The organism is Roseovarius litoreus (assembly GCF_900142765.1).
Taxonomy (GTDB): domain Bacteria; phylum Pseudomonadota; class Alphaproteobacteria; order Rhodobacterales; family Rhodobacteraceae; genus Roseovarius; species Roseovarius litoreus.
Window position 1 is genome coordinate 92733 of sequence record NZ_FRCB01000008.1, and the last position, 26299, is coordinate 119031.

24 protein-coding genes and 1 pseudogene are annotated in these 26299 nt (G+C 64.0%); 6 read left to right on the forward strand and 19 right to left on the reverse strand.

What is annotated here, in order from left to right; all coding sequences use genetic code 11:
* Positions 1-73: 73 nt before the first annotated feature.
* The 5 genes from plsY to F3H35_RS14850 are packed head-to-tail and all read right to left on the reverse strand — an operon-like array spanning position 74 to position 3891.
* Positions 74-679 (reverse strand): glycerol-3-phosphate 1-O-acyltransferase PlsY, encoded by a 606-nt coding sequence (gene plsY / locus F3H35_RS14830; protein ID WP_149780327.1) that lies wholly within the window; start codon positions 677-679, stop codon positions 74-76.
* Positions 679-1962, reverse strand: coding sequence for a dihydroorotase (gene pyrC / locus F3H35_RS14835; RefSeq protein WP_149780328.1), 1284 nt, complete (start codon positions 1960-1962; stop codon positions 679-681). Before pyrC ends, plsY begins: the two co-directional genes overlap by 1 nt.
* A complete protein-coding gene (locus tag F3H35_RS14840) occupies positions 1959-2408 on the reverse strand; it encodes a hypothetical protein (RefSeq protein WP_149780329.1) in 450 nt (149 codons plus the stop codon). Before F3H35_RS14840 ends, pyrC begins: the two co-directional genes overlap by 4 nt.
* Positions 2408-2944: an aspartate carbamoyltransferase catalytic subunit gene (locus F3H35_RS14845; protein ID WP_149780330.1), complete on the reverse strand. Its 537-nt coding sequence runs from the start codon at positions 2942-2944 to the stop codon at positions 2408-2410. Before F3H35_RS14845 ends, F3H35_RS14840 begins: the two co-directional genes overlap by 1 nt.
* Positions 2941-3891 (reverse strand): aspartate carbamoyltransferase catalytic subunit, encoded by a 951-nt coding sequence (locus F3H35_RS14850; RefSeq protein WP_149780331.1) that lies wholly within the window; start codon positions 3889-3891, stop codon positions 2941-2943. Before F3H35_RS14850 ends, F3H35_RS14845 begins: the two co-directional genes overlap by 4 nt.
* Positions 3892-4003: 112 nt before the next feature.
* Between F3H35_RS14850 and F3H35_RS14855 the strand changes: the two genes are divergently transcribed.
* Genes F3H35_RS14855 through moaB form a run of 4 tightly spaced genes read left to right on the forward strand, consistent with a single transcriptional unit; the run spans position 4004 to position 6574 of the window.
* A complete protein-coding gene (locus F3H35_RS14855) occupies positions 4004-4810 on the forward strand; it encodes a uracil-DNA glycosylase (RefSeq protein WP_149780332.1) in 807 nt (268 codons plus the stop codon).
* Complete coding sequence (locus tag F3H35_RS14860) at positions 4807-5406, forward strand: metallophosphoesterase family protein (protein WP_149780333.1); 600 nt, start codon at positions 4807-4809, stop codon at positions 5404-5406. The genes F3H35_RS14855 and F3H35_RS14860 overlap by 4 nt, the downstream gene beginning before the upstream one ends.
* Complete coding sequence (locus F3H35_RS14865; RefSeq protein ID WP_149780334.1) at positions 5403-6026, forward strand: LysE family translocator; 624 nt, start codon at positions 5403-5405, stop codon at positions 6024-6026. The genes F3H35_RS14860 and F3H35_RS14865 overlap by 4 nt, the downstream gene beginning before the upstream one ends.
* A gap of 5 nt (positions 6027-6031) precedes the next feature.
* Complete coding sequence (moaB, locus tag F3H35_RS14870; RefSeq protein ID WP_007812749.1) at positions 6032-6574, forward strand: molybdenum cofactor biosynthesis protein B; 543 nt, start codon at positions 6032-6034, stop codon at positions 6572-6574.
* Positions 6575-6580: 6 nt separating this feature from the next.
* On the opposite strand, the gene F3H35_RS14875 is transcribed toward moaB, so the two are convergent.
* Positions 6581-7387 carry a protein-disulfide reductase DsbD domain-containing protein gene (locus tag F3H35_RS14875; protein WP_149780335.1) on the reverse strand — a complete coding sequence of 269 codons (807 nt, stop codon included), beginning with the start codon at positions 7385-7387 and terminating at the stop codon, positions 6581-6583.
* A gap of 135 nt (positions 7388-7522) precedes the next feature.
* Between F3H35_RS14875 and F3H35_RS14880 the strand changes: the two genes are divergently transcribed.
* Entirely contained in the window at positions 7523-8089 is a 567-nt protein-coding gene (locus F3H35_RS14880; RefSeq protein ID WP_149780336.1) for a YqgE/AlgH family protein, read from the forward strand.
* 7 nt (positions 8090-8096) lie between these two features.
* Here F3H35_RS14880 and F3H35_RS14885 read toward each other — a convergent pair whose 3' ends face one another.
* From F3H35_RS14885 to F3H35_RS14905, 5 genes are read right to left on the reverse strand one after another with little or no spacing between them, the layout of a single operon-like run.
* Positions 8097-9374: an amidohydrolase family protein gene (locus F3H35_RS14885; protein ID WP_149780337.1), complete on the reverse strand. Its 1278-nt coding sequence runs from the start codon at positions 9372-9374 to the stop codon at positions 8097-8099.
* On the reverse strand, positions 9374-10318 hold the full coding sequence (locus F3H35_RS14890; protein WP_007812740.1) for an ABC transporter permease: 945 nt from the start codon (positions 10316-10318) through the stop codon (positions 9374-9376). The genes F3H35_RS14885 and F3H35_RS14890 overlap by 1 nt, the downstream gene beginning before the upstream one ends.
* 3 nt (positions 10319-10321) lie before the next feature.
* Positions 10322-11371 carry an ABC transporter permease gene (locus F3H35_RS14895; protein WP_149780338.1) on the reverse strand — a complete coding sequence of 350 codons (1050 nt, stop codon included), beginning with the start codon at positions 11369-11371 and terminating at the stop codon, positions 10322-10324.
* Positions 11361-12911 carry an ABC transporter ATP-binding protein gene (locus tag F3H35_RS14900; protein ID WP_149780339.1) on the reverse strand — a complete coding sequence of 517 codons (1551 nt, stop codon included), beginning with the start codon at positions 12909-12911 and terminating at the stop codon, positions 11361-11363. Before F3H35_RS14900 ends, F3H35_RS14895 begins: the two co-directional genes overlap by 11 nt.
* Positions 12912-13943, reverse strand: a complete 1032-nt coding sequence (locus F3H35_RS14905; RefSeq protein ID WP_149780340.1) for a BMP family protein — start codon at positions 13941-13943, stop codon at positions 12912-12914. It lies immediately after the preceding gene.
* Positions 13944-14280: 337 nt separating this feature from the next.
* Here F3H35_RS14905 and F3H35_RS14910 point away from each other — a divergent pair, with 337 nt between their 5' ends.
* Positions 14281-16269: a DEAD/DEAH box helicase gene (locus tag F3H35_RS14910; RefSeq protein WP_149780341.1), complete on the forward strand. Its 1989-nt coding sequence runs from the start codon at positions 14281-14283 to the stop codon at positions 16267-16269.
* A gap of 112 nt (positions 16270-16381) precedes the next feature.
* Here F3H35_RS14910 and F3H35_RS14915 read toward each other — a convergent pair whose 3' ends face one another.
* From F3H35_RS14915 to F3H35_RS14945, 8 genes and pseudogenes are all read right to left on the reverse strand, one after another.
* Positions 16382-19402 (reverse strand): Ig-like domain-containing protein, encoded by a 3021-nt coding sequence (locus F3H35_RS14915; RefSeq protein ID WP_262975137.1) that lies wholly within the window; start codon positions 19400-19402, stop codon positions 16382-16384.
* Between the two features lie 72 nt (positions 19403-19474).
* Positions 19475-20080 (reverse strand): annotated as a pseudogene (locus F3H35_RS19220) (calcium-binding protein); the annotation flags it as partial.
* Positions 20081-21105: 1025 nt separating this feature from the next.
* A complete protein-coding gene (locus F3H35_RS14920; RefSeq protein ID WP_149780343.1) occupies positions 21106-21915 on the reverse strand; it encodes a ferredoxin--NADP reductase in 810 nt (269 codons plus the stop codon).
* A gap of 125 nt (positions 21916-22040) precedes the next feature.
* Positions 22041-22514 (reverse strand): MarR family winged helix-turn-helix transcriptional regulator, encoded by a 474-nt coding sequence (locus tag F3H35_RS14925; protein ID WP_007812727.1) that lies wholly within the window; start codon positions 22512-22514, stop codon positions 22041-22043.
* Positions 22515-22532: 18 nt separating this feature from the next.
* Positions 22533-23117, reverse strand: coding sequence for an amino acid synthesis family protein (locus F3H35_RS14930; RefSeq protein WP_149780344.1), 585 nt, complete (start codon positions 23115-23117; stop codon positions 22533-22535).
* 12 nt (positions 23118-23129) lie between these two features.
* On the reverse strand, positions 23130-24299 hold the full coding sequence (locus tag F3H35_RS14935; protein WP_149780345.1) for an amidohydrolase family protein: 1170 nt from the start codon (positions 24297-24299) through the stop codon (positions 23130-23132).
* A gap of 76 nt (positions 24300-24375) precedes the next feature.
* On the reverse strand, positions 24376-25635 hold the full coding sequence (locus tag F3H35_RS14940; RefSeq protein WP_149780346.1) for a TRAP transporter large permease: 1260 nt from the start codon (positions 25633-25635) through the stop codon (positions 24376-24378).
* On the reverse strand, positions 25632-26240 hold the full coding sequence (locus F3H35_RS14945; protein WP_149780347.1) for a TRAP transporter small permease: 609 nt from the start codon (positions 26238-26240) through the stop codon (positions 25632-25634). The genes F3H35_RS14940 and F3H35_RS14945 overlap by 4 nt, the downstream gene beginning before the upstream one ends.
* Positions 26241-26299 lie beyond the last annotated feature (59 nt).

Consider the following 26299-nt stretch of genomic DNA (forward strand, 5'->3'; position numbering starts at 1 on the left):
CGGTGCAGGGTCGGAGCAACCGGAAGGCCGGAAGAGCGCGGTCAGACCGGGGTCACCCAAACCAACCCCAGGATCACTTCTGCCCGATCCGAGGCTCGGTTCCAGCCTTGATCCGGGCGATATTGTCGCGGTGGCGCCAATAGATCATCAGGGTCAGGATCACGCAGAGCAGGAACGCATCGGGCCGTCCCAGCACGAAGGCCCAGATCGACGACAGCGCCGCCGCAGTGATCGCGGCAAAGGACGACATCCGCTTGAGCGCGGCGGCGACCAGCCATGTCAGGCAGCACGCCACACCGACCGGCCAAGCCAGCGCCAGCAGAAGGCCAAGGAACGTCGCCACCCCCTTGCCGCCCTTGAACTTGAGCCAGACCGGATAGCAATGGCCGAAAAATGCCATCACCCCGGCCAGTTGCGCGGCGTCCTCGCCGGTCAGGTAGCGCGCCAGCAGGGCCGCCAATGCCCCCTTGCCGCCATCCAGCAGCAGCGTCGCCGCCGCCGCCCCCTTGGAGCCGGTGCGAAGGACATTCGTGGCGCCGATATTGCCCGATCCGATCTCGCGCAGATTGCCGAGATTCATCGCGCGCGTCAGCAGCAGTCCGAAGGGGATCGACCCCAGAAGATAGCCGATGACGGCCCAGACGATCAGCAGGGTGGATCCGGTTTCGATGGGTGGCATCAGGCGGCCTCGTAGACGCAGGTTCCGGCGACATAGGTCAAGCGCACCTTACCCTGAAGGCGCTGACCGTCAAACGGCGTGTTCTTGGACTTGGAGTGCAAGCTGTTGCGATCCATCACGAAGGGCTTGTCGGGATCGAAGACCAGCAGATCGGCGGGCGCGCCCGGCGCAAGCCGACCCGAGGCCAGCCCCAGCCGTTGCGCGGGATTGAACGCCATCGCCCGGAACAGCGTGGGCAGGTCCAGATCGCCGGAATGATAGAGCCTGAGCGCGGCGGGCAGCAGGGTTTCCAGGGCGACGGCGCCGGATGCGGCCTCTTCGAAGGGCAGGCGCTTGGATTCCACATCCTGCGGCGTGTGCATCGAGCAGATGACATCGATCAGCCCCGAGCGCACGGCTTCGATCACCGCTTGCCTGTCATCCTCGGAGCGCAGCGGCGGCTTGACCTTGAAGAAGGTACGATAATCGGCCACGTCCAGTTCGTTCAAGGTCAGATGGTGGATCGAGGTGCCTGCGGTGATGTCCAGCCCGTTGCGCTTGGCACGCTCCAGCGCGGGCAGCGCGCGGGCGGTGGTGATCTGATCGGCGTGATAGCGCGCGCCGGTCATTTCCAGCAGAGCGATATCGCGATCGAGCCCCATACGTTCGGCCATGGGCGAGACCGATGGCAGCCCGCGCAGCGAGGCGAATTTGCCCGAGGTGGCCGAGGCCCCGGCGCTGAGGCCCGGTTCCTGAGGATGGGCGATGATCAGCGCGCCAAGGCCACGGGCATAGGTCAGCGCGCGCTGGAACACCTTGGTATTGGTGATGACATGGTCGCAATCGGTGAAGGCCACGGCGCCGGCATCCAGAAGGAACCCGATCTCGGTCATCTCGCGGCCTTCGCGGCCCTTGGTCAACGCCGCCATGGGGCGGACATTCACGGGGCCGGCGGCATTGGCGCGGCGCGCGACGAATTCCAGCGTCTCGGGGGTGTCGATGGCGGGCAAGGTGTCGGGACGGGTGATCATGGTGGTGACCCCGCCCGCCGCCGCCGCAAGCCCGGCCGAGCGATAGGATTCCTTGTGCCGTTCGCCCGGCTCGCAGACCTTGACGCCGATATCCACGATGCCCGGGGCAAGACAATGGCCGCCGCAATCGATCACCGCGTCAGCGGCGGGTGCCGCATCTTCGGTGCCGAGCGCCTTGATCGTGGTGCCCTCGATCAGCAGCCAGCCGGGCGCGTCGGTGCCTTTTTCGGGGTCGATCAGGCGGGCATTCGTGAAAAGCGTGGTGCGGCTCATGGGCGGGCTCCGGTCATGGCGGTCTGGATACGCTGACGGGTGGCGTCGCGGTCGGGTTGATACTTGAGAAGATGCTTGTCGCCGGACCGGGTGACGATCTGCACCGCCGACCCCAGGGTGCGGACGCGGGCGATATCGGCCAGCAGAACGGCGCGGGTTTGCGGCCCCAGCAGGCGTCTGTCGGTCAGATCCCATCGGGCCTGCATCTCGTCGGAGGCGACGTAGAAGGCGCGCACGGCAACGGCGGCCAGCCCGCCCACGGCCCCGGTCCAGACATGCGGATTGCCCATGACCCAGAGGATCGCCATGCCGATCGCCATCGCCGCGGCGGCAAGCCAAGCGTGATCACGCCAATAGGTGGCCCGGTCGGGATGGAAGCTGTGCAGCACCATTTCGCCCTCGGCCAAGGGTGTGGTCGGGGTCATGGAGTGCATCAGGCCATCCATCAGGACGCCACCCAGACGACCAGCGCCACCAAAAGGAACAGGACCAGCAGCGCGATGGAGGCCACGCGCCCGGACATCGCCGCGTCACTGGGAGGGGGCTTGCCGCCGGTGACGCCGCGCGCCGCCTGCGAGGGCAGCGGATCGAAGGAGACCGGTGGACGGTCTTCGGTGAAGGTGGCGACAAGGTGCAGCGGCGCACGGGGCGAGAGCGTCTGTTCCTCACCGCCGAAGGCGCGGGAGGTGACGATCAGCACATGGCCGGACAGGGCCGCGAGCCGCCCGCGCATGTCGCGCAGATCATCCGAGGAAATACCATGCCCTTCGGCGAGATAGCCCGCAAGGCCCAGCTCATCGAGATCCTCGACCGCGATGAGATCGACATGGGCGGGATCGAGCGTGCCGGCGCCAAGTGCATCCTGCAGCGGCCATGTGCCGTTGCGACGGTTGAAGGCCTTGATCTGCTCGGCGGGCAGATCGACATCGAAGACACGCACGACGCCATGTTCGGTGGGTTTGATTTGGATGCTGTCGGTCATGCCATCACCGCCTTGGGGCGCGCGCGCAGGTTGCGGGCCAGAAGGTCCATCGCGGCCATGCGGACCGCGACGCCCATTTCCACCTGTTCCTGAATGACGCTGCGGTTGATGTCGTCGGCGATCTCGCCGTCGATCTCGACGCCGCGATTCATCGGACCGGGATGCATGACGATGGCATCGGGTTTGGCATAGGCCAGCTTTTCGGCATCCAGACCGTAGCGGAAATAGTATTCACGCTCGGAGGGGATGAAGCCGCCGTCCATGCGTTCGCGTTGCAGGCGCAGCATCATGACGACATCCACATCTTGCAGGCCCTGCTTCATGTCGTCGAACACCTCGACCCCGAAATCGCGGATGCCCGAGGGCATGAGCGTGGGCGGGCCGATCAGGCGGATGCGGTTCTCCATCTTGCCCAGAAGCAGCAGGTTCGAGCGCGCCACCCGGCTATGGGCGATGTCACCGCAGATCGCGATGTTGAGACGGTGAAGGCGGCCCTTGGCACGGCGGATGGTGAGCGCGTCCAGCAGGGCCTGGGTAGGGTGTTCGTGACGGCCGTCGCCTGCGTTGAGCACGGCGCAGTTCACCTTCTGCGACAAGAGATCCACGGCACCCGATTGGGGATGGCGCACGACCAGCAGATCGGGGTGCATGGCGTTGAGCGTCATCGCCGTGTCGATCAGCGTTTCACCTTTCTTGATCGAGCTGGCCTGCATCGCCATGTTCATCACGTCCGCGCCAAGCCGCTTGCCCGCGAGTTCGAAACTCGCCTGCGTGCGGGTGGAGTTTTCGAAGAACATGTTGATCTGGGTGAGCCCGGCCAGGGCGTCGGCATGTTTCACGTCCCGACGGTTGAGATCCACGTATTGATCGGCGAGGTCCAGAATCGTGGTGATCTCGGGCGGGGCAAGGGGCTCGATCCCCAGAAGGTGGGAGTGTGAAAAGGTCATCCGCCGCTCCGTTCCGTGATCCTGCCCGCTTATAGAAAGCGGCGCGCGGAGGGGCAAGGGATCGCTTTGTCGCCTTTCCACCGGCGCGACGGGGCGGTAGCTTGGCAGGGCAATGGAATCGACATTTGATCCTCATGCCGCGAAGGCGCTTCTGGACTGGCAGATCGAGCTTGGGGCGACCGAGGCGATCGGAGATCTGCCGGTCAATCGCTATGAGCTGCCCGACACGCCACCTGCCGCCGCGGCGGCCACCAAGCCGCGTGCGGCACAGGCCGTTGCGGCATCGGTGGCGCCCGCCCCTGCCCCCGCCGCCGATCCGCTGGCCGAGGCGCGCGCTGCCGCCGGGGCGGCGGAGACGCTTGATGCGCTGCGAGAGGCTCTGGCAGGCTACGAGCATTGCGATCTGAAGCGCGGCGCGCGCAACCTGGTGTTCGCGGATGGCCAGCCATCGGCGCGGGTGATGATCATCGGCGAAGCGCCGGGCCGCGACGAGGATCTTCAGGGCCGGCCTTTCGTGGGGCGCGCGGGGCAATTGCTGGACCGGATGCTGGAGGCGATCGACATGAGCCGCACCGCGCCCGAGGCCGGACAGGCCGTCTATATCACCAACGTGATGCCGTGGCGCCCACCGCAGAATCGCGATCCCAAGCCCGAAGAGATCGCCATGATGCTGCCTTTCGTGCAGCGCCATGTCGATCTGGTGGATCCCGAGATCGTCGTTCTGATGGGCAATATCAGCTGTCAGGCGGGTCTGGGCCGTCAAGGCATCACGCGGCTGCGCGGGCAATGGACCGAAAGCTATGGCAGGCCGACCCTGCCGATGGTCCATCCCGCCTATCTGCTGCGCAACCCGCATGCCAAGCGCGAGGCCTGGGCCGATCTGCTGGAGTTGCAGGCGCGGCTGCGGGGCGGGGCATGAAGATCCTTGCCTTTTCCGACCTGCACCAGTCGGCCCGCCATGCCGAGGCGCTGACCCAAGCGGCGCGGCAGGCCGATCTGGTGATCGGGGCGGGGGATTTCTGCAACGGGCGGCGCGGGCTGGATCAGGCCATGGCGCTGCTGGATGGGATCGCGGCGCCGATGGTGGTGGTGCCGGGCAATGCGGAAAGCGCCGAAGAGCTGCGGGACGCCGCGCGCGACGGGATCACCGTTCTGCATGGGCAGGGTCACGAGATCGGAGGGCTGCGCCTGTTCGGTCTGGGATATGGCGTGCCGGTTACGCCGTTCGGCGCATGGTCCTGCGATCTGACCGAAGAGGATGCAGACAGATTGCTGGGCACCTGCACCGGCGCGGATATCCTTGTCACCCATTCCCCACCCAAGGGGCTTGCCGATGTCACATCGCAGGGGGTTTCCGTCGGCTCCACCGCGATCCGCGACGCGATAGAGCGCCTGCAGCCGACACTGGCGGTCTGCGGGCATATTCACGACAGCTGGGGCCAGAGCGGCATGATCGGCAAGACCCGCGTGGTCAATCTGGGCCCCACGGTCAACTGGTTCGAGGTCGGGGCATGATGGACCCGCTTGTGCTGCTGGCGTTCATCCCTGCGGCTCTGGCGCTGAACCTTACGCCGGGGGCGGACATGATGTTCTGTCTTGGGCTTGGCCTACGGTCGGGGGGCAAGGCCGCGCTGGCGGCCGCTGCAGGTATTTCGGCGGGTGGTCTAGTGCATGTCACGCTGGCGGGTCTGGGCCTGGGCGCGGCGGTGGCGGCGCTGCCATGGCTGTTCGACGCGATCCGATGGGTCGGCGTGGCCTATCTTCTGTGGCTGGCGGCGGGCGCGCTGCGGCGCGGGCCGGCGCGGGATGTCACGCCGTTGGCGATGCCTGCGGCGCGGGCCTTTCGGGAGGGGCTGATCGTCAACCTGCTCAATCCCAAGGTGATCCTGTTCGTGCTGGCCTTCGTGCCGCAATTCGTCAATCCGGCGCAAGGATCGGTTCTCGGGCAGTTTCTGATTTGCGGGCTGGTTCTGGCGGTGGGGGGCTTTGTCATCAACGGCGCTGTCGGCCTGTTGGCCGGGGGCCTTGGGCAGCGACTGGCCACCTCGGCCCGGTTTACACGCGGGCTTGGCTATGCGAGTGCGCTGATATTCGCGGGGCTAGCCGTGCGGCTTGCCCTTCTTCAGAGGAGTTGACCCGAATGGGCCGTATCGACGAAACAAAGGATTTCATCCCGGTTCGGATTGCCGTGTTGACCGTGAGCGACAGCCGCGACATCTCGGAGGATCGTTCCGGCGAGGTGCTGGTGAACCGGATCGAGGCGGCGGGCCATGTGCTTGCCGACCGGATGATCGTGCGCGACGAGCGCGACCAGATCGCCGATCAGCTGCGCGAATGGATCGCGTCGGATCAGGTGGATGTGGTGATTTCGACGGGCGGTACCGGATTGACCGGTCGGGATGTCACCGTCGAGGCGCATCGCGATGTCTATGAAAAGGAGATCGACGCCTTCGGGACGGTATTCACCATGATCTCGTTCCAGAAGATCGGCACGAGTGCCGTGCAGTCGCGCGCCACGGGCGGTGTTGCGAACGGCACCTATCTTTTCGCCCTGCCCGGCAGTCCCGGCGCCTGCAAGGATGCCTGGGACGAGATCCTGAGCCTGCAGCTGGATTACCGCCACCGGCCCTGCAATTTCGTGGAGATCCTGCCCCGGCTGGATGAGCACAAGCGGCGCAAGTGACCGGGGTCACTTCGACGGGCAGCCTTGGATATCGACGGCCTGGTTGTCACCGATCACCGTGATCCGCAGGCCCGAGCGATCCAGGGCGAAGGCGCCGCCTTCGACGTGATACATCTCGGTTTCGGCGGAGAGAGTTCCGTTGTGGCGCGTGGTGGCGGCTTGCGCCACCCAGATCGCGGGGTTCGATGTCTCGATCACGGCGATTTCCTCGCCGCCGGTATGGGGCAGTTTCACGTCGGCACGCAGGCGAAGCCCGCCTTCGACGGGGCTGACGCTGCAGCGGACCGATGTCACCCCGGCCTCCTGCGCGGAATAGGGGCGCGCGGCCAGCGCCGAGACGATCCGCGGATCGCGCTGCGTCGCCTTGGGCAGATCCTGCGACAGGATCAGCGTGACCGGAACGCAGATATCCTTGCAGACGCCCAGTTCGATCTTGCCGGCGAGCGTGATCGGTTGGCCCGCGCGAGCCGGTGTCAGGGTCAGCGGCCAGATGACGGTGTCGGAATACCCGATGGTGCGCAGCCCGCCTTGATCGATGGATCGAGGGGTGGGCCAGGTGATCTGCACGGCAGCGAGGTTTTCGGAGCCTGCCCAGTCGAAGCGCGGAGGAATGCCCGCATCACCCGGCGCACGCCAGTAGGTTTTCCAGCCATCCAGCATCGACAATTGCAATGCGGCGACATGGCTGCCATCGTCCTGACGCCAGCCGGTCAGGATACGGGCTTCGATCATGGAACTGTCGGCACGGGCCATCGGGGCCAGCGAGACAGGGCCGCAAAGCAGGGCGAGAAGGACAAGGATGCGCGTTATCATGACCTTTCAAATGGGGTATCCGGCAGGAAATGCCAACTCACTTTCCAGCGAGAATTGTCACAATCAAGGCACTGGACTGCTTGAACTGAGTGGCTGAGCGCCCCATTCTTGAAACATGGCTAATGGAGAACGGGATTGACCTCGGATATCGATCTGACCGGAAAACTGCTGATCGCCATGCCCGGCATGGGGGATCCCCGCTTCGAACATTCGGTGATCTTCATGTGCGCGCATTCCGGAGAGGGCGCGATGGGGATCATCATAAACAAGCCGACCGTGGATCTGAAGCTGCGGGATCTTCTGGAACAGCTGTCGATCACGCCGGGACAGGACATGCGCAACGTGGTGGTGCACTTCGGCGGCCCGGTGGAGCATGGACGGGGCTTCGTTCTGCATGATTACGGGTATCATTCGTCGATTTCCACGCTGGATGTGAACCAGGATTTCGCCATGACCGCGACGCTGGATATCCTTGAGGATCTGGCGGATGGGCGCGGGCCGCGGCATGTGGTGATGGCGCTTGGCTATGCCGGATGGGGGCCGGGACAGCTTGAGTCCGAGATCGCCCAGAATGGCTGGCTGACCTGCGAGGCCGGCAAGGAGATCGTGTTCGACACGCCCGATGCCGAGAAGTGGGAAGCCGCGCTGAAATCGCTTGGCGTGGACGCGCTGGCGCTGTCGGCCAGTGCGGGACGGGCGTGACGCCCGATCAGCCGAAGGTGTGACGGCGGCGCACGGTATCGGGACGGCCCGGAAGGGACAGGCCCGCATCCTCGCGCGGCATCCGAGACACCACTTTTCCCTTGGAGATCACCGCAAGACGCGCGGGGCGCAGGCGCAAGGCCTCGATCGGATTGCCGGCATCGAGCACCACCAGTGACGCGGTCTTGCCCGGCGCGATACCATAGCCATCAAGGCCCATGATGCGGGCGTTCTGGGTGGTGACCATGTCGAAACTGCGCGCCATCTCTTCGGGGCTGGTCATCTGCGCCACGTGCATCCCCATGAAGGCCACGTCGAGCATGTCGGCGGTGCCGAGCGAATACCACGGGTCGAGCACGCAATCCTGCCCCCAGCCAACGGTGATGCCATGGGCCTGCATTTCCCTCACGCGGGTCAGACCACGGCGCTTGGGATAGGTATCGTGTCGTCCCTGAAGGACGATATTGATCAGCGGGTTTGAGATCGCTGCGACCTGCGCCTCGGCCATCAGGGGCAGAAGTTTCGAGACGTAATAATTGTCCATCGAATGCATCGAGGTCAGGTGAGAGCCTGCGACCCGGCCCTGAAGGCCAAGGCGCTGCGTCTCGAAGACCAGTGCTTCGATATGCCGACTGAGAGGGTCGTCGGATTCGTCGCAATGGATGTCGACCATCAGCCCGCGCGCGGCGGCGATTTCGCAGAGCTCGCGCAGCGAGGCGGCGCCATCGGCCATCGTCCGTTCGAAATGCGGGATGCCGCCGACCACATCGAGGCCCATGTCGAGCGCGCGGATCGTGTTGTCGCGCGCGGTGGGGTCGCGGTAGAGGCCATCCTGCGGGAAGGCCACCAGTTGCAAATCCAGGTAGGGGCGGACACGTTCACGCACTTCGAGCATCGCCTCGACCCCGATAAGGCGGTCATCGCAGGTATCGACATGGCTGCGGATCGCCAGAAGCCCCTGGCTGACGGCCCAATCGCAATAGGCCAGAGCGCGCTCGATCATCTCGTCCTGGGTGACGATCTGCTTGAGTTCACCCCAGAGCCCGATGCCTTCGAGCAAGGTGCCCGAGGCGTTGATCCGCGGCAGGCCATAGGACAGGGTCGCATCAAGGTGAAAATGGGGATCGACGAAAGGCGGTGCGACCAGATCGCCCGCAGCGTCGATCACCAAGCCCGCTTCGGCGCCCGACAGATCCTCGACCGCGGCGATGGTGTCGCCGGTGATACCGATATCGGCGATGCGGCCATCGGCCAGCGTGCCGCCCTGAACGATCAGATCGAACATCAGCGTTCTCCCTTGTTGAACGGCACCATCAGCGCGGCGGGCACCTCGGCCCGGCGCGACATGACGATAAGCGCCAGTATGGACAGGAAATAGGGCATCATCAGGAACACCTGATAGGGAATGTCGGCCCCAAGCGGCGTCTGCTGGATGCGGATCTGCAGCGCGTCGAAGGCCGCGAACAGGATCGCGCCCAGAAGCGCCTTGCCCGGCCGCCATGCCCCGAACACCACGAGGGCGATGCAGATCCAGCCGCGCCCGTTGACCATCTCGAAGAAGAAGCTGTCAAAGGCCGACATGGTCAGGAACGCACCCCCCACCGCCATGAAGCCGCTGCCGACGATCACCGCACCCATGCGGATGCCGGTGACCGAAAGCCCCTGAGCGGCCACGGCCGAGGGGTTTTCCCCCGCGGCCCGCAAGGCAAGGCCAAGCGGCGTGCGGTAGAGCACGAACGCCACCACGCCGACCAGAATGAACGCGAGATAAGTCAGCGGCGTCTGGGAAAACAGCGCCGGGCCGATCAGCGGCAGATCCGACAGCAGCGGGATTTCATAAGGCTGGAACGCGTCGATCTTGGGCGGGCTGGTCACTTCGGGCAGTGCAAGGCGATAGGCGTAATAGGTCAGCGACGTGGCCAACAGCGTGACGCCAAGCCCGACCACATGCTGCGACAGTCCGAACGGGACGGTCAGCAGGCTGTGCACCAGCCCAAAGAGCATGCCCACCGCCATGGCCACGGCCACGCCCATCCATAGCCCGGTGCCGGAATAGACCGCCATCCAGCCCGCGAAGGCACCGGCGACCATGATCCCCTCGATCCCGAGATTGAGCACGCCCGCGCGTTCGCAGATCAGCTCGCCCAGAGTGGCGAAGATCAGCGGGCTGGCGATGCGGATGGCCGCTGTCCAGAAACTGGCGGAGAGAAGGATTTCGAGGATGTCCATGGCCTATTCCCTCACCACGCGGAACCGGGTCAGCAGGATCGCCAGCACCATCAGCAAAAGTGCCGTGGCCAGCATGATATCGGCCAGATAGCTGGGAACGCCCACGGCGCGGCTCATGCTGTCGGCACCGACGAAGATGCCCGCAACGAACAGGGCCGCCGCGATCACCCCAAGCGGATTGAGCAGCGCCAGCATGGCAACGATGATGCCGGTGTAGCCAAAGCCGGGGCTGAGATCGAGGGTCAGGTTGCCCTTGAGGCCCGCCACCTCGGAGAAGCCCGCAAGCGCCGCCAGCCCCCCCGCCAGAAGCGCCGTCTTGACGAGCACGAGGTTGACCGGGATGCCCGCGAACCCCGCCGCCTCGCGGTTGAGACCGACCGCGCGCATCTCGTAGCCGAGCGTGGTGCGGCGCTGGATCACCCAGACCACCACCGCCGCGATCAGAGCCAATGCGAAGCCCCAATGCAGGCGCAACCCTTCGACGATGCGCGGCAGGCGCGCCTCGGCGATCAGGCGTTCGGATTTCGGCCAGCCCATGCCCATCGGATCCTTGAGCGGCCCTTCCAGAAGCATCGAGACGAACAGGAGGAAAATGAAGTTGAACAGAAGTGTGGTGACGACCTCATCGACACCGAAGCGCACCTTGAGCAGCGCCGGGACCAAGAGCACCAGTGCCCCCGCCAGCATCGACGCAATGGCCAGCGTTGGAATGAGGGCAAAAGCCCCCCATTGCAGCATCCCCGTACCAAGGATCACGGTAATGAGCGCGCCGGCGTAAAGCTGCGCCTCGGCGCCGATGTTCCAAAGACGGGCGCGGAAGGCGACAGCGACCGACAGGCCGGTGAAGATGAGCGGCGTTGCCCGGTTGAGCGTTTCCAGAAGCGCGAATTTCGAGCCGAATGCGCCCTTGATGATAAGCCCCAGCACGGAAAACGGGTTGGCCCCTGCGGCCATGGCCAGAAGCGAGGCGATCACCACGGTCGAGCCGATGGCGATGGCGGGCGGCACCGTGGTGCGTAGAAACGAAGGGTTGGCGACAGGTTCAAGACGCATGGGCCGTCTCCGCTTCGTCGAAGCCCTGCCCGGCCATCCAGACACCCAGTTCGGCGGGTGTCATGCTGCCGCGCGCGAAACCGGGCGACAGGCGGCCTTCGGACATGACATGGATCACATCCGACAGGGCCATGATCTCGTCGAGATCCTCGGAGATCAGGAGCACCGCAGCCCCACGGTCGCGCGCGGCCAGAAGTTGCGAATGCACGTAGTTCACAGCACCGATATCCAGACCGCGAACCGGCTGATTGGCGAGAATGATCGAGGGCGCCTTTTCAAGCACACGGCCAAGGATCAGTTTCTGCATGTTGCCGCCCGAGAGCAGACGGATACGCGTGCCGGGACCGGGGCAGCGCACGTCGTAGGTGTCGATGATCTGGCGGGTGAACGCCTCGGCCACGCCCCAGCTCATCCAGCCCGCTCGGCTGTAGGGCGGATCGGCATAGGATTCGAGAATGGCGTTTTCGGTCAGGTCGAACTCGGCGATGGTGCCGGTCTTGTGACGGTCTTCGGGGATGCGGGCGATGCCCGACTGCACCGCCTTGCGCGGGGTCCAGTCCTGCATTTCGGCGTCGTTGAGGTCGAGCCGGCCCGTAGCGGGTCGGATCAGCCCGCCGATCAGATCGGCCAGCGCCGCCTGTCCGTTGCCAGACACGCCCGCAAGCCCCACGATCTGACCGGAATGGAGTGCGAGCGACACGCGGTTGAGACCCGGCGCGCTGCCCCGGTCCGGCGTGGTGACATCCTGCAGGCGCATGAGCACGGCGCCGGGCCGGCCCTGTTCGACCTTGGGCGCGGCCACTTCGGAGCCGACCATGAGGGCGGCGAGTTTCGCCTTGTCGACCTCGGCGATGGGGCGTTCGGCGACAAGGCGACCGTGGCGCAGGATCAGCACGCGGTCGGAAATCGCCATCACCTCATGCAGCTTGTGCGAGATGAAGACGACCGACAGGCCCAGTTTCACGGCCTTGCGCAAGGTCGCGAACAGATCGTCGATTTCCTGTGGGGTCAGAACGGCGGTGGGCTCGTCGAGGATCAGGATACGGGCATCGCGGTAAAGCGCCTTGAGGATTTCGACCCGCTGGCGTTCGCCGACCGTGAGGCTGCCGACCCGGGCATCGGGATGCACCTGAAGCCCGAAATCCGCTGCAAGCCGGGCCAGCTTGTCGCGGGCGGCGCCACGATCCAGCCGGGGGGCGAAAAGCGGTTGCGTGCCGAGGGTCACGTTTTCCAGAACGGTCATGTTGTCGGCGAGGGTGAAATGCTGGTGCACCATGCCCACGCCTGCATCCAGCGCCGCGCGGGGGTTGCCCGGCGGAAGGGTCTGGCCGAACACCTCGACCGTGCCTTCATCGGCCGTGTATTGACCGAAGAGGATGTTCATCAGCGTGGTCTTGCCGGCGCCGTTCTCGCCCAGAAGGGCGATCACCTCGCCTTGATGCAGCGACAAGCTGATCGCGTCGTTCGCGACCAGCTTGCCAAAACGCTTGGTTATGCCGTCAAGGCGCAGGACGACCCGCGCCGCCTCTGGGCGCAGCATTCAGGACGACTTGGGTTCTTCGTCGTTGATCTCGACCACATAGGCGCCCGACATGATCTCATCGGTGCGCTGCTTGACCAGATCCATCGCCGCCTGTGGCACCTTGCCTTCGAACGTGCCGAGCGGCGCGATCGAGCAGCCGCCTTCCTGCATGAAGGAATAAACGCCATAGTCAGCGGCCTTGAAGGTGCCCGCCTGCACTTCGGCGATGGCCTTGTCGAGCGTCGGCTCGAAATGCCAGATCGCCGAGGCGACGACCGTATCGGGATAGTCGGCCTGCGTGTCGATCACGTTGCCGATGGCCAGAATGCCCTTTTCCTGCGCGGCGTCCGAGACGCCGAAGCGTTCGGCATAGAGCATGTCCGCGCCGTTTTCGATCATGGCGAAGGCGGTTTCCTTGGCCTTGGGCGGGTCGAACCAGCTGCCGATGAAGCTGACCTGGAAGGAGATGTCGGGGTTCATTTCACGGGCGCCGGCCATGAAGGCATGCATCAGGCGGTTGACCTCGGGGATGGGGAAGCCGCCCACCATGCCGATATTCGCGGTTTCGGTCATGGAGCCTGCGATGATGCCGGTCAGATAGGACGCGTCCTGAATGTAGTTGTCGAAGACGGCGAAGTTGGGCAGCGCATCATCCTGCTTGAAGCTGGAGCCCATGAGGAAGGCGATGTCGGGATATTCGGCCGCGACCTCGCGCGCCTCCTGTTCGACGGCGAACACTTCGCCGATGATGAGCTGGTATCCCTGTTCGGCATATTCGCGCATCACGCGGGCATAGTCGGTATTCGAGACATTCTCGGAGAAGACATAGGCGATATCGCCACGATCCTGTGCGATCCCGGCGGCCTTGTGGATGCGGCTGACCCATTGCTGCTCGACCGGGACGGTGTAGATGCCCGCCACCTTGAGCGGTTCAGCAGCGCGCAGACCGCCCGGAGCGCCCGCCGCCACGACAAGCGCCGTGCCCGCGGTGGTGCCGAGAAAGCGCCGGCGAGTGATGCCGGATGCGGCATTGGTGAGTGATGTCTTCATGACCTTTTTCCCCTGTTGGACGAGGCGCGCCTCGATGTTTGACCAAATGGTAAAGACAATTCGCGTATCTGCCAATAAAAGGTTTCATGCGGGCGAGTGTCCAGCGCAAATAGACTGTTTTTCCGGCAGACTTGCCCGACATGCGCAGGAATTGTGCACAGTGCGACAAGGCAGGTTGCGCAAGATCGATGCTGCGCGGTCACTCGCCTGCCAGGTGCCGATAGCGTGATTGCAGGCTATACATCCACGGTCTGAAAGGATAACGCGGGGGTTTAGCCGTCCGGGGCCGTCCTTCGGACGCCTGTGGCCCTCCTCGCATCCGAAAAGTGAACCGCCTTTGAAACAAGCTCTTGCAAACGCTCTGGACGCCCAGGGATATACCTCGCTCACCGCCGTGCAGGAGGCCGTGAGCGCCCCGGAACTGGCGGGCAAGGATCTTCTGGTCTCGGCGCAGACCGGATCGGGCAAGACGCTTGGATTCGGGCTTGCCATCGCGCCGGGCCTGTTCGGCGAGGCCGAGAGTTTCGGGCCAGCCGCGGCACCCCTGGCCCTGGTGATCGCGCCGACGCGCGAACTGGCCCTGCAGGTCAAGCGCGAGCTGGCGTGGCTCTTCGGGCAGGCCAATGCTGTTCTGGCCTCGACCGTGGGGGGCATGGACATGCGCGACGAGCGCCGGGCGCTGGAGCGCGGCGCGCATATCGTTGTCGCCACGCCGGGCCGTCTGCGCGATCACATCATGCGGGGCAGCATTGATCTGAGCGCCTTGAAGGCGGTGGTTCTGGATGAAGCCGACGAGATGCTGGATCTCGGGTTTCGCGAAGATCTGGAATTCATTCTCGAGCAGGCGCCGACCGAGCGTCAGACATTGCTGTTCTCGGCCACGGTGCCAGCGGCGATCGCGAAGCTGGCCAGCAATTATCAAAAGGACGCGATCCGGATTTCCACCGCCTCGGGCACCACGCAGCATGCCGATATCGAGTATCGCGCGCTGAACGTGTCGGCGCGGGATGCCGAGAATGCGATCATCAACGTGTTGCGCTATTACGAGGCGCCTAACGCCATCGTGTTCTGCAATACCCGCGCGATGGTCAACCGGCTGACCACCCGGCTGTCGAACCGCAACTTTTCGGTCGTGGCCCTGTCGGGCGAGCTGTCACAGAGCGAACGGACCCATGCGCTGCAAGCGATGCGCGACGGGCGGGCCCGGGTCTGTGTGGCCACGGATGTCGCCGCACGCGGGATCGATCTGCCGAATCTCGAACTGGTGATCCATGCCGAATTGCCCACCAATCAGGACACGCTGCTGCACCGCTCGGGCCGCACGGGCCGCGCAGGGCGCAAAGGGGTCAGCGCGCTGATCGTGCCGCCCGCCGCGCGCAAGAAGGCGCAGCGGCTTCTGGGCTGGGCCAAGGTGAAAGCGGAATGGGCCGATGCGCCCTCGGCCGATGAGGTCACCGCGAGGGATGACGAGCGTATGTTGGCCGGCACCGAGTGGGATGCGGAGATCGAGGATTCGAACCGCGCGACGGTCGCCAAGCTGACCGAAAGATTTTCGGCCGAGCAACTGGCGGCGGCATTCGTGCGGCTGTTCCGCGAAAGGCATTCGGCGCCCGAAGAGCTATCGGATGTCTCTGCAGCGCCCGAGCCGCGCGCGGCCTTCGGGCCAAGCGTCTGGTTCTCGGTCGAGGGGGGGCGCGCCGCAGGAGCCGAGCCGCGCAGGCTCTTGCCGATGCTGTGCAAGATCGGAGCCCTGTCGCGCGAGGATATCGGCGCCATTCGCATTCAGAACGATGTGTCGCTGGTCGAAATTCGGCAAAGTGCTGTGCAGGGGTTCCTGGCAAATGTCGGACCCGCGATGACTCTGGAGGGCGGTGCGAAGCTGACCCGGCTGGACAGCGCGCCCGCATCCGACCGCGGACCGCGCGCCGAGAGGCCCGCCAGCCCCAAGGGCAAGCCCGCCACACGGCCCACGCCCCCGGCGGATACGCGGCAGGACAAGCCCGCCGCGCCCGGTACGACGACGCCTGTGGATTGGAACGACGATCCCAAGCCGCGCGCCAAGAAGCCCAAGCCGGGGACAAAGCCCAAGCCCAAGCGCGATGACACACGCAAGGCCGAAGACCGCCCGGCCCGGCTTGGGGTAACGGGCCTGACCAAACGCAAGCCCAGAACCGGCGCCGGGACCGCAAGCGGCGATGCACCAGCGCGCGGACCGAAACCGCCTGCCGGGAAACCAAGCAGCAAGAAAAACCGCGCCAGGCAAGCGGCCAAGGCCGCTGCCGGTGCCGCCACGGCCAAGCCGCGCAAGCCACGCACGAAATCCTGACCCCTTCGCGCAGATGCGATGGTGATCGTTACGCCAAGGCTCTGAAATGGTCTGATCCAAAACGGAAAAAGCGCCCCTGACGGGGCGCTTTGACTGTCTGCACAAGAACTGGTCACATGGCGAAGCCCATACGGTCCAGCTCTTCTTCCTCCTCGCGGAGCTCTTCACGCATGCGCATTTCTTCGAAGGCTCGTTCTTCGACCTCACGGTCAGTCGACATTTCGACACCGAAGAAAATCTGCTCGAAGTTTTCGAAGGACACCTCTCCGATCTGACCTTCCTCGTCACCGCCCTCGATCAGATAGTTACCGACAGGCGATCCTCCGACTGCCCCGCCCAGGATATCCGACAGCAAGAGACCGACTTCCGGCCCAAAGGCAACGGGAGGCGCAGCGTCAGGGAAGAACTGACCGAAGGCATTATCGGAAATGCCCTGAAGCTGGGTGGCGATGTCGTCTTCCGAGATGGCATTCTCGAAGGCGATGCCGTCAAACCCGGTTTCATCTTCACCGGCAACGAACGTCTCGACGCTGAACACCTCGTCCAACTCGCCGGATGTGACGTTCTGCACCTGACCGGTCCCGTCCTCACCGACGAAGACAAAGACATTGCCCGTGTCTTGGGAAACATAGCTGTCGTTGCCTTCATTGCCGAAGTAGACATCGTTGCCAGCGTTATCGAGGAACGTGTCATCCCCGGCACCGCCATCGACGAAATCGTTGCCTGCGCCCGCGTCGATCGTGTCGTTCAGACCATCGGTGCCATCAATCTGGTCGCCGTCTTCATCGACGAAGTCCGACAGCAGCACATCGTCTCCCGCCGTTCCATCGACCACCGGCGCATCCGGCACTTCTTCCACTTCGACGGTAACCTCGCCGGTATCGGTGTTCCCGAACCCGTCCGAGATCTCGTAGGTGATGATGTCGGTCCCGAAGAAACCGGGATCGGGGGTGTATTCGAGGCTGTTGTCGTCGTTGACGGTCACCGTCCCGTTCTCGGCGCTTGCCTGCGTTACGGTCAGCGAGTCCTCTTCGGGGTCGATATCGTTCGACAGCACGTCGATCGTGACCGATCCATCCTCGAGCGCGACGGCGGCATCATCGACGGCGACAGGTGCGGCGTTTACCTCACCATCGCTCAGGATCGTCTCAATCCCTTCGAAGGTCAGGGTGCTGCCATCGGCGAAAGTGACGGTGCCCTTGGTGGCGCCCTCGTCATTCTCGTCGATCTGCTGATCGATGGTGACCTTGCCTGCGCCACGCAGATCGAGCGTGTCGTTGTCCAACGCGCCCTCGGCGCCGCCGAAGATCATGTCGCCCGCGCCATCGGTGGTGGGGTCTTCGTTGTCCACGAACGGGTTGTCGAAGGTGATCAGGTCATCGCCCGCGCCGCCTTCGATCCTGTCGGCATCTGCACCGCCCACAAGCGTGTCGTGGCCGTCGCCGCCAAGCAAGGTGTCGTTGCCGTCGTCGCCATAGAACTGGTCATTGCCGCCGCCGACAAACCCTTCGAGCGCATCGCTGACAATGTCATCACCCGCGCCGCCGCCGATGAAGTCGTCACCGGTGTCGCCATAGAGCGAGTCGTTGCCATCCTCGCCGAGGATATCGTCATTGCCCGAGCCGCCGGCCACGAAGTCATCGCCCGCACGGCCCCGCAACGCGTCGTCGCCCTCCTCGCCCATGATGTTGTCATTGCCGGCGCCCGCGTCGATGTAATCATCGTCTTCGCGGCCACGCACCACGTCATCGCCGTCGCCCGCAAGGATGAAGTCATTGCCGGTGCCGCCGAAGATGTTGTCGTTGCCGGTGCCGCCATCGATGAAATCATCACCGCCACCCGAGCGGATATCGTCGTTGCCGCCATTGCCGAAGATGCGATCATCCCCTTCGGTGATCACGTCGCCCTGCGCATCCGCATAGCCCACGGGCATGAACTCACCCGTTTCGGCCCCGTCGACCGTGCCATCGCCATCGCTCAGGATCGTCTCAATCCCTTCGAAGGTCAGGGTGCTGCCATCGGCGAAAGTGACGGTGCCCTTGGTGGCGCCCTCGTCATTCTCGTCGATCTGCTGATCGATGGTGACCTTGCCTGCGCCACGCAGATCGAGCGTGTCGTTGTCCAACGCGCCCTCGGCGCCGCCGAAGATCATGTCGCCCGCGCCATCGGTGGTGGGGTCTTCGTTGTCCACGAACGGGTTGTCGAAGGTGATCAGGTCATCGCCCGCGCCGCCTTCGATCCTGTCGGCATCTGCACCGCCCACAAGCGTGTCGTGGCCGTCGCCGCCAAGCAAGGTGTCGTTGCCGTCGTCGCCATAGAACTGGTCATTGCCGCCGCCGACAAACCCTTCGAGCGCATCGCTGACAATGTCATCACCCGCGCCGCCGCCGATGAAGTCGTCACCGGTGTCGCCATAGAGCGAGTCGTTGCCATCCTCGCCGAGGATATCGTCATTGCCCGAGCCGCCGGCCACGAAGTCATCGCCCGCACGGCCCCGCAACGCGTCGTCGCCCTCCTCGCCCATGATGTTGTCATTGCCGGCGCCCGCGTCGATGTAATCATCGTCTTCGCGGCCACGCACCACGTCATCGCCGTCGCCCGCAAGGATGAAGTCATTGCCGGTGCCGCCGAAGATGTTGTCGTTGCCGGTGCCGCCATCGATGAAATCATCACCGCCACCCGAGCGGATATCGTCGTTGCCGCCATTGCCGAAGATGCGATCATCCCCTTCGGTGATCACGTCGCCCTGCGCATCCGCATAGCCCACGGGCATGAACTCACCCGTTTCGGCCCCGTCGACCGTGCCATCGCCATCGCTCAGGATCGTCTCGATCCCTTCGAAGGTCAGGGTGCTGCCATCGGCGAAAGTGACGGTGCCCTTGGTGGCACCCTCGTCATTCTCGTCGATCTGCTGATCGATGGTGACCTTGCCCGCGCCACGCAGATCGAGCGTGTCGTTGTCCAACGCGCCCTCGGCGCCGCCGAAGATCATGTCTCCCGCACCATCGGTGGTGGGGTCTTCGTTGTCCACGAACGGGTTGTCGAAGGTGATCAGGTCATCGCCCGCGCCGCCTTCGATCAGGTCGGCACCGGCACCGCCGACAAGTGTATCATGGCCAGCGCCACCCTTCATGACGTCCGCGCCGTCATCGCCCGCTACAAAATCGTTACCGTCTCCGCCATTCATGTGGTCATCGCCATCCTGGCCACCCATGAAGTCGTCGCCCGTGCCGCCGTCCATGAGGTCGTCGCCAGAGCCGCCGAGCATGTCGTCATTGCCGTCTTCGCCAAAAAGCCGGTCGTCGCCAGCGCCCGCACGCAGCGCGTCAGCATCCGCACCGCCCATCAGTTGGTCGTTGCCGTCACCCCCGACAAGGAAGTCCTTTCCCGTGCCGCCGCGCAGATCATCCGCGCCATCACCGCCGAACAGACGATCATCGCCCGCATCTCCGGAGATAAAATCGTTGCCGGTTCCACCCTCGATCTGGTCGTTGTCGTTGCCGCCACGGAGGTTGTCATTTCCTTCGCCACCAAGGATCGTGTCATGACCCGCGTTGCCTTCGATATATTCGTCACCGACACCGCCATCGATGAAGTCATTGCCATCGCCACCGCGCAGGTTGTCATTGCCCTCCCCGCCGAGGATCGTGTCGTTCCCCGCGTTGCCTTCGATGTAATCGTTACCGACGCCGCCATCGACAAAGTCATTTCCGTCACCGGCTCGAATGTTGTCGTTGCCGCCGTTGCCAAGAATGTGGTCATCCCCATTGGTGATCATGTCACCTTGAGCGTCGGCATAATGCAGCGGCATGAACTCGCCCGTGTCGGCCCCGTCGACCACACCATCCGGCAGCGACTGAAACTGGTAGCCAGCGTCGACCTCGGTTTTGCTTTCGCCCGCCTGCAGGTGGATCGGATCGGTCAGACCGGAATCAACATTTGCATCGCTGTCCTCTCTGAAGCCACCGATGTCTTTGTCAGCCAATGTCAAATCATTGATCCGGCTGGGGAACTGCACGAAGTAGTCCCCACTTGCCAGATGCGTGAACGAATAGAACCCGTTATGATCGGTATGGGTTGCTTGGATGACATTACCATGTGCATCGAGCAGCTGAACGAGCTGTCCGTCCAGCCCGGCTTCGAAGCCGCCCGAGGCTGAGAACTCGGTATTGTCTGCATTGCTGTCTGAGAAGACTCGACCGCCGATAACGGCAGTCTTGGGATCGAAAAAGGTCAACTTACACACTCCTACACAGGCGGTACCACCACCGCACTCATACCAATCCGGTTGCACCTGACCTGATGCGACCGAACACGAATTCCGCTGCCAAACTCCGGCAAACGGACACAGAACCGCGGCTGACTGATCGTCAGAGGGCAGGCATCGTCTTGTGCGCCTTTTCAGACGCAAAACACCTCATGGTCCCTCCGAACCACTGCCATGCCATCCAGCCGGGCTTTTTGGGGCTGATTTTCAGCTGGGTTCGTTGATCCGGGAAAATTCGTGACAAATTTGGGTGGAAAGATGGCGAAAAAGGGATCGGGGGATTGGGGCTTTTGGCGCGCTCGGCTAACAAGATCGACGGGAGGTGGAGCACTACCCTTGGTTGCGCGAAATAATTGGCTATATATATGTTTTATAACGTTTTTTTACGTATTCGGGGGCTGCATTTAGCGGCGGCGCAAGGGGTCGGTCCGGATTATTTCCATATCAAGGACGCACGGTTTCCGGGGCGATTTCAAGGGTTTTTCGGCTGCGCACCCAGACCCGGGCACCGCCAAATACTCGCCTGAATTGTGTAAGATTTGTACAAAATTGTCGCCAGGTTGTACCAATCAATCCACGAAAGCACGCTCGACCACATAGGTTCCGGGCACGCTGTTGGAGCCTTCTTCCAGACCGACCGCCTCGCAAAGGGATTTGCCGTCGCGCAGCATCTCCATCGAGCCGCAGATCATCACCCGGTCCTTCGCCGGATCGAGCGCTGGCAAGTCGAGGTCGTCGAACACACGGCCCGATGTGATCGCATCGGTCACCCGGAGACGGCGGGGGTGGTCTTCGCGGGTGACGCAGGTGTAGTGCCGCAACCGGTCGGCGGCCAGTTCGCCCACCAGCGGATCGTCTTGCGTGGCGGCCACCAGCTGTTCGCCATAGGTCAGCTCGGCCTGCTGGCGGCACCCATGCATCAGAACGACCGTTTCGAATTTCTCATAGGTTTCCGGATCACGGACCAGGCTGGCGAACGGTGCGATGCCGGTGCCGGTCGAGAGCATGTAGAGCCTGCGCCCGGGCAAAAGCGCATCGAGAACGAGCGTGCCTGTGGGTTTCTTGCGCATCAGAACTGTATCGCCCGGTGTGATCCGTTGCAGATGTTCGGTCAGCGGACCGTCCGGCACCTTGATCGAATAGAATTCCAGGCTGTCATCCCAGGCGGGCGACGCGATGGAATAGGCGCGAAAGACCGGGCGTTCGGCATTCGGCAGACCGATCATCACGAATTCGCCCGAACGAAACCGAAAGCTGGTCGGACGCGTCATGCGAAAGCGAAACAGACGGTCGGTGTAATGTTCGACCTCGGTCACGGTTTCGGCGAAGCAATTGGCGGGAACAGGCGGCATGGGGGCGGTTGCGGAGTGAACTGTCATCGGGGCGTCCTTTGAAACTCGGTCCACAAAGGGTAGCAATTTTTTGTTTGTATGCGAACAACTTTTCGACGGGAAAAACGCTTTCCCAATGGGCCGCTTCAGCACGGTCGCAAATGCCGAAAAATTCAGCCGATCTTGCGCAGAAGCCGCTGGAGGGTTGTCTGTTCGCTGCGTGTCAGGGGGGCAAGGGTCAGGCGGGTGATCTCGGTGGCCAGGGGCAGGACCCGATCATGCACGCGCCACCCTTCGGGGGTGAGGCGCAGCATGTGCAGACGGTGATCTTCCTCGGAGGGGAACTTTTCGATCAGGCCGCGCTGCGTCAGACGACGCACGACACCGTTGATGGTCGAGTTGTCCATGGCCGTCTGCCGCCCGAGAGAGTTTTGCGACGACGGCTCAACCTCGGCCAGCTTGACCAGTGCTGCGAATTGCTGAGCGGTGAGCCCTTCGCCCATATGTGCGGTGAAGATGCTGAGGTGACGCTGTTGCGCCTTGCGCAAAAGAAACCCCGCCTGCGTGTCCAGCACATAGCGACGGCGCACACGTTTCGTGGTTGCGTCGTCGTCATGGACCTCGTTTGAAGGCTCGCTCCGGGTCAAAATGCGGGTCCTTTCAGGTCAGCGTAACCCGTCTTTGCCGATCGCCTCGGCAGCTGTCAACCCGCCAACCCGGGGCAAGGGACGCCCGCTATCGGTGACGGCAACGGCGACCATGATCTCGTTCGCGCGCGGCGCATCGTTCAAACGCACCTCGATCCCATCGAAATGGCTGCGCACATAGGCCGCGTCCTTGTGGCCAAGCGGCACGTCAAGCGGCTGGCCGGGACCCCCCATCTTTTTCGATGATGGCACAAGCGCCGCCCCCTTTTCGACCGCGGCCCGAAGGGGCGCGCCCAGCTTTGGATGCAGGATCGCGGCGGCATGTTCCAACTCGCCGTTTTCGCCGACCATCGCGGCCTTGCCATAGCTTTCGGCCTCGGCTGGCGTGATCCCCAAAGCCTCGACGCAGCGCCGGCCCAGAAGGTCACCAAGTTCGGCGCCGATATCCATCAGGATCTCGAGATCCGCCTCGAAGCGGCCCGCAAAGGGGTTTTCGATGACCGCCACCGCGGCGGCGCGGCGCGTCGGCGGCGCGATGGTCTGGCCCATTTCAATGTGGGTTTCGTCAAGAAAGACAGCAATCTTGCGGATTTTCGCCTGCATTTTCGTGCTCCTTCAGATGACCGGCACGCGGGCCGAAGGCGGGGTCGAGCGCGAGCGCCCGGTGCGCATCTTGCCGTCGATCATGACGGCGGCGATGCCGGGGATGTTGCCCATGGCCATAGCACCCAGAACGTCGTCACCCGGCGAGCCGCCGGGCCGGTCCATGAAGACCAGATCCGCCGGGCGACCAGGCGCGAGGATGCCCTGGCTCAGTCCGCGCCGATGGGCCACGTTGCCGCTGCCGCAGCACCACGCAAGCTCGGCCGGCAGGCCCCCGAAGCTGGCCAGAAGGGTTGCCATGCGCAACATGCCGTTGGGCTGGACACCCGATCCGGCGGGCGCATCGGTGCCGATCAGGAAATCGGCGAGCCGGTCATTCGCCATCGCCCCTTCGAGCGCGACGATGGCGGATTTCTCGTTGCCATTGTGCACCGCCTCGAGCGCGCCGGTGGCATGGCGGCACAACTCGCGGATATCGTCATGCGGGATGGAGGTGGGACCGCCATTGATGTGGCTCACGATATCGGGCTGCGCCTCGAGCACATCTGCCGCGCCGACCAGATGCGAGCCGGCAATCGACGGCCCGCCGGTATGCATGATCGTCTCGATGCCCAACTCACGGCACCATGCGGTGACGCGGGCGGCGTCCGGCCCCTTGGCGACGGTGCCAAGGCCGATCTCGCCGATATGGCGGATACCGGCATCTTTCAGGGCGACATAGAAGTCGCGGTCAAAGTCCAGTTCGGGCACTGGGGCGCCCGCGATGACCTTGGCGCCAACGGCGCGGAAATTGGTGAAACAGCGCTGTGCGACCATCGCCAGCGCCTTGACGCCTTCGGCATCCTTGGGGCGGCCCGGCAGGTGCACTTCGCCTGCAGAAATGAAGGTGGTGACGCCGCCGTTCACGTTCATCTCGATCCAGCCGGTCTGGTTCTGGCGGGGGGTCCAGTCGCCGAAGACCGGGTGGCAATGGCCGTCGATCAACCCCGGAGCCACGGCGCACCCGGCGGCGTCGATCTCGTGATCGGCGGGTTCGGCGGTGAAGCCCGCGATCACACCATCCTCGATCAGAAGGCAGTCGCTATCGGCCAGAGGGGCGTTCAGATCGCCGGTGAGCAAGCGGCCGATATTGCGGATCAGGCAGCGGCCCGTGGCCGGAGTGTCCTTGGTTTCAACAGCCATTCAAAATCCCCGATCTTGTTTGTATGGAAACGATACTGCGCAGCTTTTGAGCTGACAAGCCCGTTGGGAGGCGCGGCTAGAGCAGGGCAAGGCTGAACCATGGGACCAGTGCGAGAACCAACAGCGCAAGGCAGGCCGCCAGAAAGAAGGGCGCGGTCACCCAGAACACCCGAAGCGGGCTGACATTGCTGACCTGGGCTGCCACGTAAAGGCCGATGCCTACCGGTGGCGACAGCAACCCGAGGATCAGGTTGATCGAGACGACGACCCCGAAATGCAAAGGGTGGATGCCGTAGACATCCGTCGCGATCGGCAGCAGGATCGGCACCACCATGATGAGCCCCGGAATGCCGTCGATCACCGTGCCCACCACCAGCAGCGCCACAAGCACCAGCAGCATGAAGGCCATGGGCGTTGTGGCAACGGACTGAATCCAGGCCGCGGCGGTCTGCGGCACCTGCCCGAAGATCAGCACCCAGGAGAACACCCCCGCCGCCGCCACGAGAAACAGCACCAGCGCGCTGTTGATCCCGGTGCGGATCAGGATCAGGGGGAAATCACGCAGCCGGAGCGAGCGGGTATAAAAGAGGCCGATCAGCACGGCGAGGACAGCGCCGACGGCGGCGGCCTCGGTCGGAGAGCCGAAGCCGCCCAAGATGGTGCCGATGATCACCAGAGGAATGGCCAGCATCGGCAAGGCATTGCGCAGCGCGGCGAAGCGCGCGGGCCATGTCTGTCGCGTGCCGACCGGATAGGCGTGTTTGCGGCCCAGAAGGGCCACGACCAGAATAAAGAGGCCGGTGAGCATCAGGCCCGGCAGGATGCCCGCCACCAGCATGTCACGCACGGCCACCTGCGCCAGCACGGCATAGACCACGAAGACGATCGAGGGCGGGATGATCGGCCCCAGAAGCCCGCCATAGGCCGTGAGGCCGGCGGCGAAGGCGCGATCATAGCCTGCGCGCTGCATCTCGGGGACCATCACCTGGCTCATCATGGCGATCTGTGCCGTGGCGGACCCAAGGATCGACGCCACCATCATGTTGGCCAGAAGGTTGATATAGGCCAGCCCACCCTTGAGCGCCCCGACAAAGGCCGCCGCCAGCTGGACCAGCCGCTGCGTGATGCCCGCCCCGTTCATCAGCTCGCCCACCAGAATGAAGAGCGGGATGGCCAGAAGGCTGAAATTGTCGAGCGACGTGAACAGCTTGAGCGGATAGCTTTGCAGGAGAATGAGGTTGTTCGTGTCGTAGATGAAAACCAGTGCCGCCACGCACAGGATCAATCCGATCGGCAAGCCGATCACCAGAAGCAGCAGGAAAGCGACCAGCGTCATCGGGACGTCTCCGGGAGGGGAACATCGTCCTCGGACGGATCGAGTTCACGGGCGAGATTGCGTTGCGGGATCAGGCCCAGATCCTCGGCCAGATTGGTGAGCGCGTGAACGGTCAGCGTCAGAGCGAACCACGGCATCACGAGATAGAACCAGAACACCGGCCAGACCAGCACGGGTGTTTTGCCGGAATAGATGAAGTTGAAGGTCGTGCCTTCGAATGTCGAGATGTCGAAACCGGCGGCAACAAGTCCAGGCGGATTGAACCATATCCAGTTGAGCCAGATGAGGATAATGCCGAAGACGGACGCCAGCACCGAGACGGACACCCGAAGCGCGCGCACGCCGAGCGGGCCAACCGCCTCATGCAGCAGGCGGACGGCCGGATCGATGCGAGCCCGCAGCATCAACGAGGCCCCCACGAAGCCGGACCATGCCATCGCCAGCACGGCCAGCTCATCCGCCCATGCCAGAGTGATCTCGAAAAGGCGGAACCCCACGTTCAAGAGAACAAGAGAGATGACCGCAAAGACAAGCAGCATCAACAGAATGCGCTCGATCCGGACAATGCCATCGGACAGGGCGCGCAACAGGCGTATCAGCGGCATGCGGTTCTTCCTTGGGTCTCGGGGTATTTGCGGTGGCGCGGCATGACCGGCCGCACCAC

What these genes read in the sequence shown, in the direction of transcription:
- F3H35_RS14840 (WP_149780329.1), bottom strand. Translation starts at nt 2,408, where the DNA reads ATGGATGGCCTGATGCACTCCATGACCCCGACCACACCCTTGGCCGAG.
- F3H35_RS14845 (WP_149780330.1), bottom strand. Translation starts at nt 2,944, where the DNA reads ATGACCGACAGCATCCAAATCAAACCCACCGAACATGGCGTCGTGCGT.
- pyrC (WP_149780328.1), bottom strand. Translation starts at nt 1,962, where the DNA reads ATGAGCCGCACCACGCTTTTCACGAATGCCCGCCTGATCGACCCCGAA.
- plsY (WP_149780327.1), bottom strand. Translation starts at nt 679, where the DNA reads ATGCCACCCATCGAAACCGGATCCACCCTGCTGATCGTCTGGGCCGTC.
- F3H35_RS14895 (WP_149780338.1), bottom strand. Translation starts at nt 11,371, where the DNA reads ATGCGTCTTGAACCTGTCGCCAACCCTTCGTTTCTACGCACCACGGTG.
- F3H35_RS14905 (WP_149780340.1), bottom strand. Translation starts at nt 13,943, where the DNA reads ATGAAGACATCACTCACCAATGCCGCATCCGGCATCACTCGCCGGCGC.
- F3H35_RS14930 (WP_149780344.1), bottom strand. Translation starts at nt 23,117, where the DNA reads ATGCAGGCGAAAATCCGCAAGATTGCTGTCTTTCTTGACGAAACCCAC.
- F3H35_RS14945 (WP_149780347.1), bottom strand. Translation starts at nt 26,240, where the DNA reads ATGCCGCTGATACGCCTGTTGCGCGCCCTGTCCGATGGCATTGTCCGG.
- F3H35_RS14875 (WP_149780335.1), bottom strand. Translation starts at nt 7,387, where the DNA reads ATGATAACGCGCATCCTTGTCCTTCTCGCCCTGCTTTGCGGCCCTGTC.
- F3H35_RS14890 (WP_007812740.1), bottom strand. Translation starts at nt 10,318, where the DNA reads ATGGACATCCTCGAAATCCTTCTCTCCGCCAGTTTCTGGACAGCGGCC.
- F3H35_RS14900 (WP_149780339.1), bottom strand. Translation starts at nt 12,911, where the DNA reads ATGCTGCGCCCAGAGGCGGCGCGGGTCGTCCTGCGCCTTGACGGCATA.
- F3H35_RS14915 (WP_262975137.1), bottom strand. Translation starts at nt 19,402, where the DNA reads ATGAAGGGTGGCGCTGGCCATGATACACTTGTCGGCGGTGCCGGTGCC.
- F3H35_RS14920 (WP_149780343.1), bottom strand. Translation starts at nt 21,915, where the DNA reads ATGACAGTTCACTCCGCAACCGCCCCCATGCCGCCTGTTCCCGCCAAT.
- F3H35_RS14935 (WP_149780345.1), bottom strand. Translation starts at nt 24,299, where the DNA reads ATGGCTGTTGAAACCAAGGACACTCCGGCCACGGGCCGCTGCCTGATC.
- F3H35_RS14865 (WP_149780334.1), top strand. Translation starts at nt 5,403, where the DNA reads ATGATGGACCCGCTTGTGCTGCTGGCGTTCATCCCTGCGGCTCTGGCG.
- F3H35_RS14885 (WP_149780337.1), bottom strand. Translation starts at nt 9,374, where the DNA reads ATGTTCGATCTGATCGTTCAGGGCGGCACGCTGGCCGATGGCCGCATC.
- F3H35_RS14850 (WP_149780331.1), bottom strand. Translation starts at nt 3,891, where the DNA reads ATGACCTTTTCACACTCCCACCTTCTGGGGATCGAGCCCCTTGCCCCG.
- F3H35_RS14940 (WP_149780346.1), bottom strand. Translation starts at nt 25,635, where the DNA reads ATGACGCTGGTCGCTTTCCTGCTGCTTCTGGTGATCGGCTTGCCGATC.
- moaB (WP_007812749.1), top strand. Translation starts at nt 6,032, where the DNA reads ATGGGCCGTATCGACGAAACAAAGGATTTCATCCCGGTTCGGATTGCC.
- F3H35_RS14855 (WP_149780332.1), top strand. Translation starts at nt 4,004, where the DNA reads ATGGAATCGACATTTGATCCTCATGCCGCGAAGGCGCTTCTGGACTGG.
- F3H35_RS14860 (WP_149780333.1), top strand. Translation starts at nt 4,807, where the DNA reads ATGAAGATCCTTGCCTTTTCCGACCTGCACCAGTCGGCCCGCCATGCC.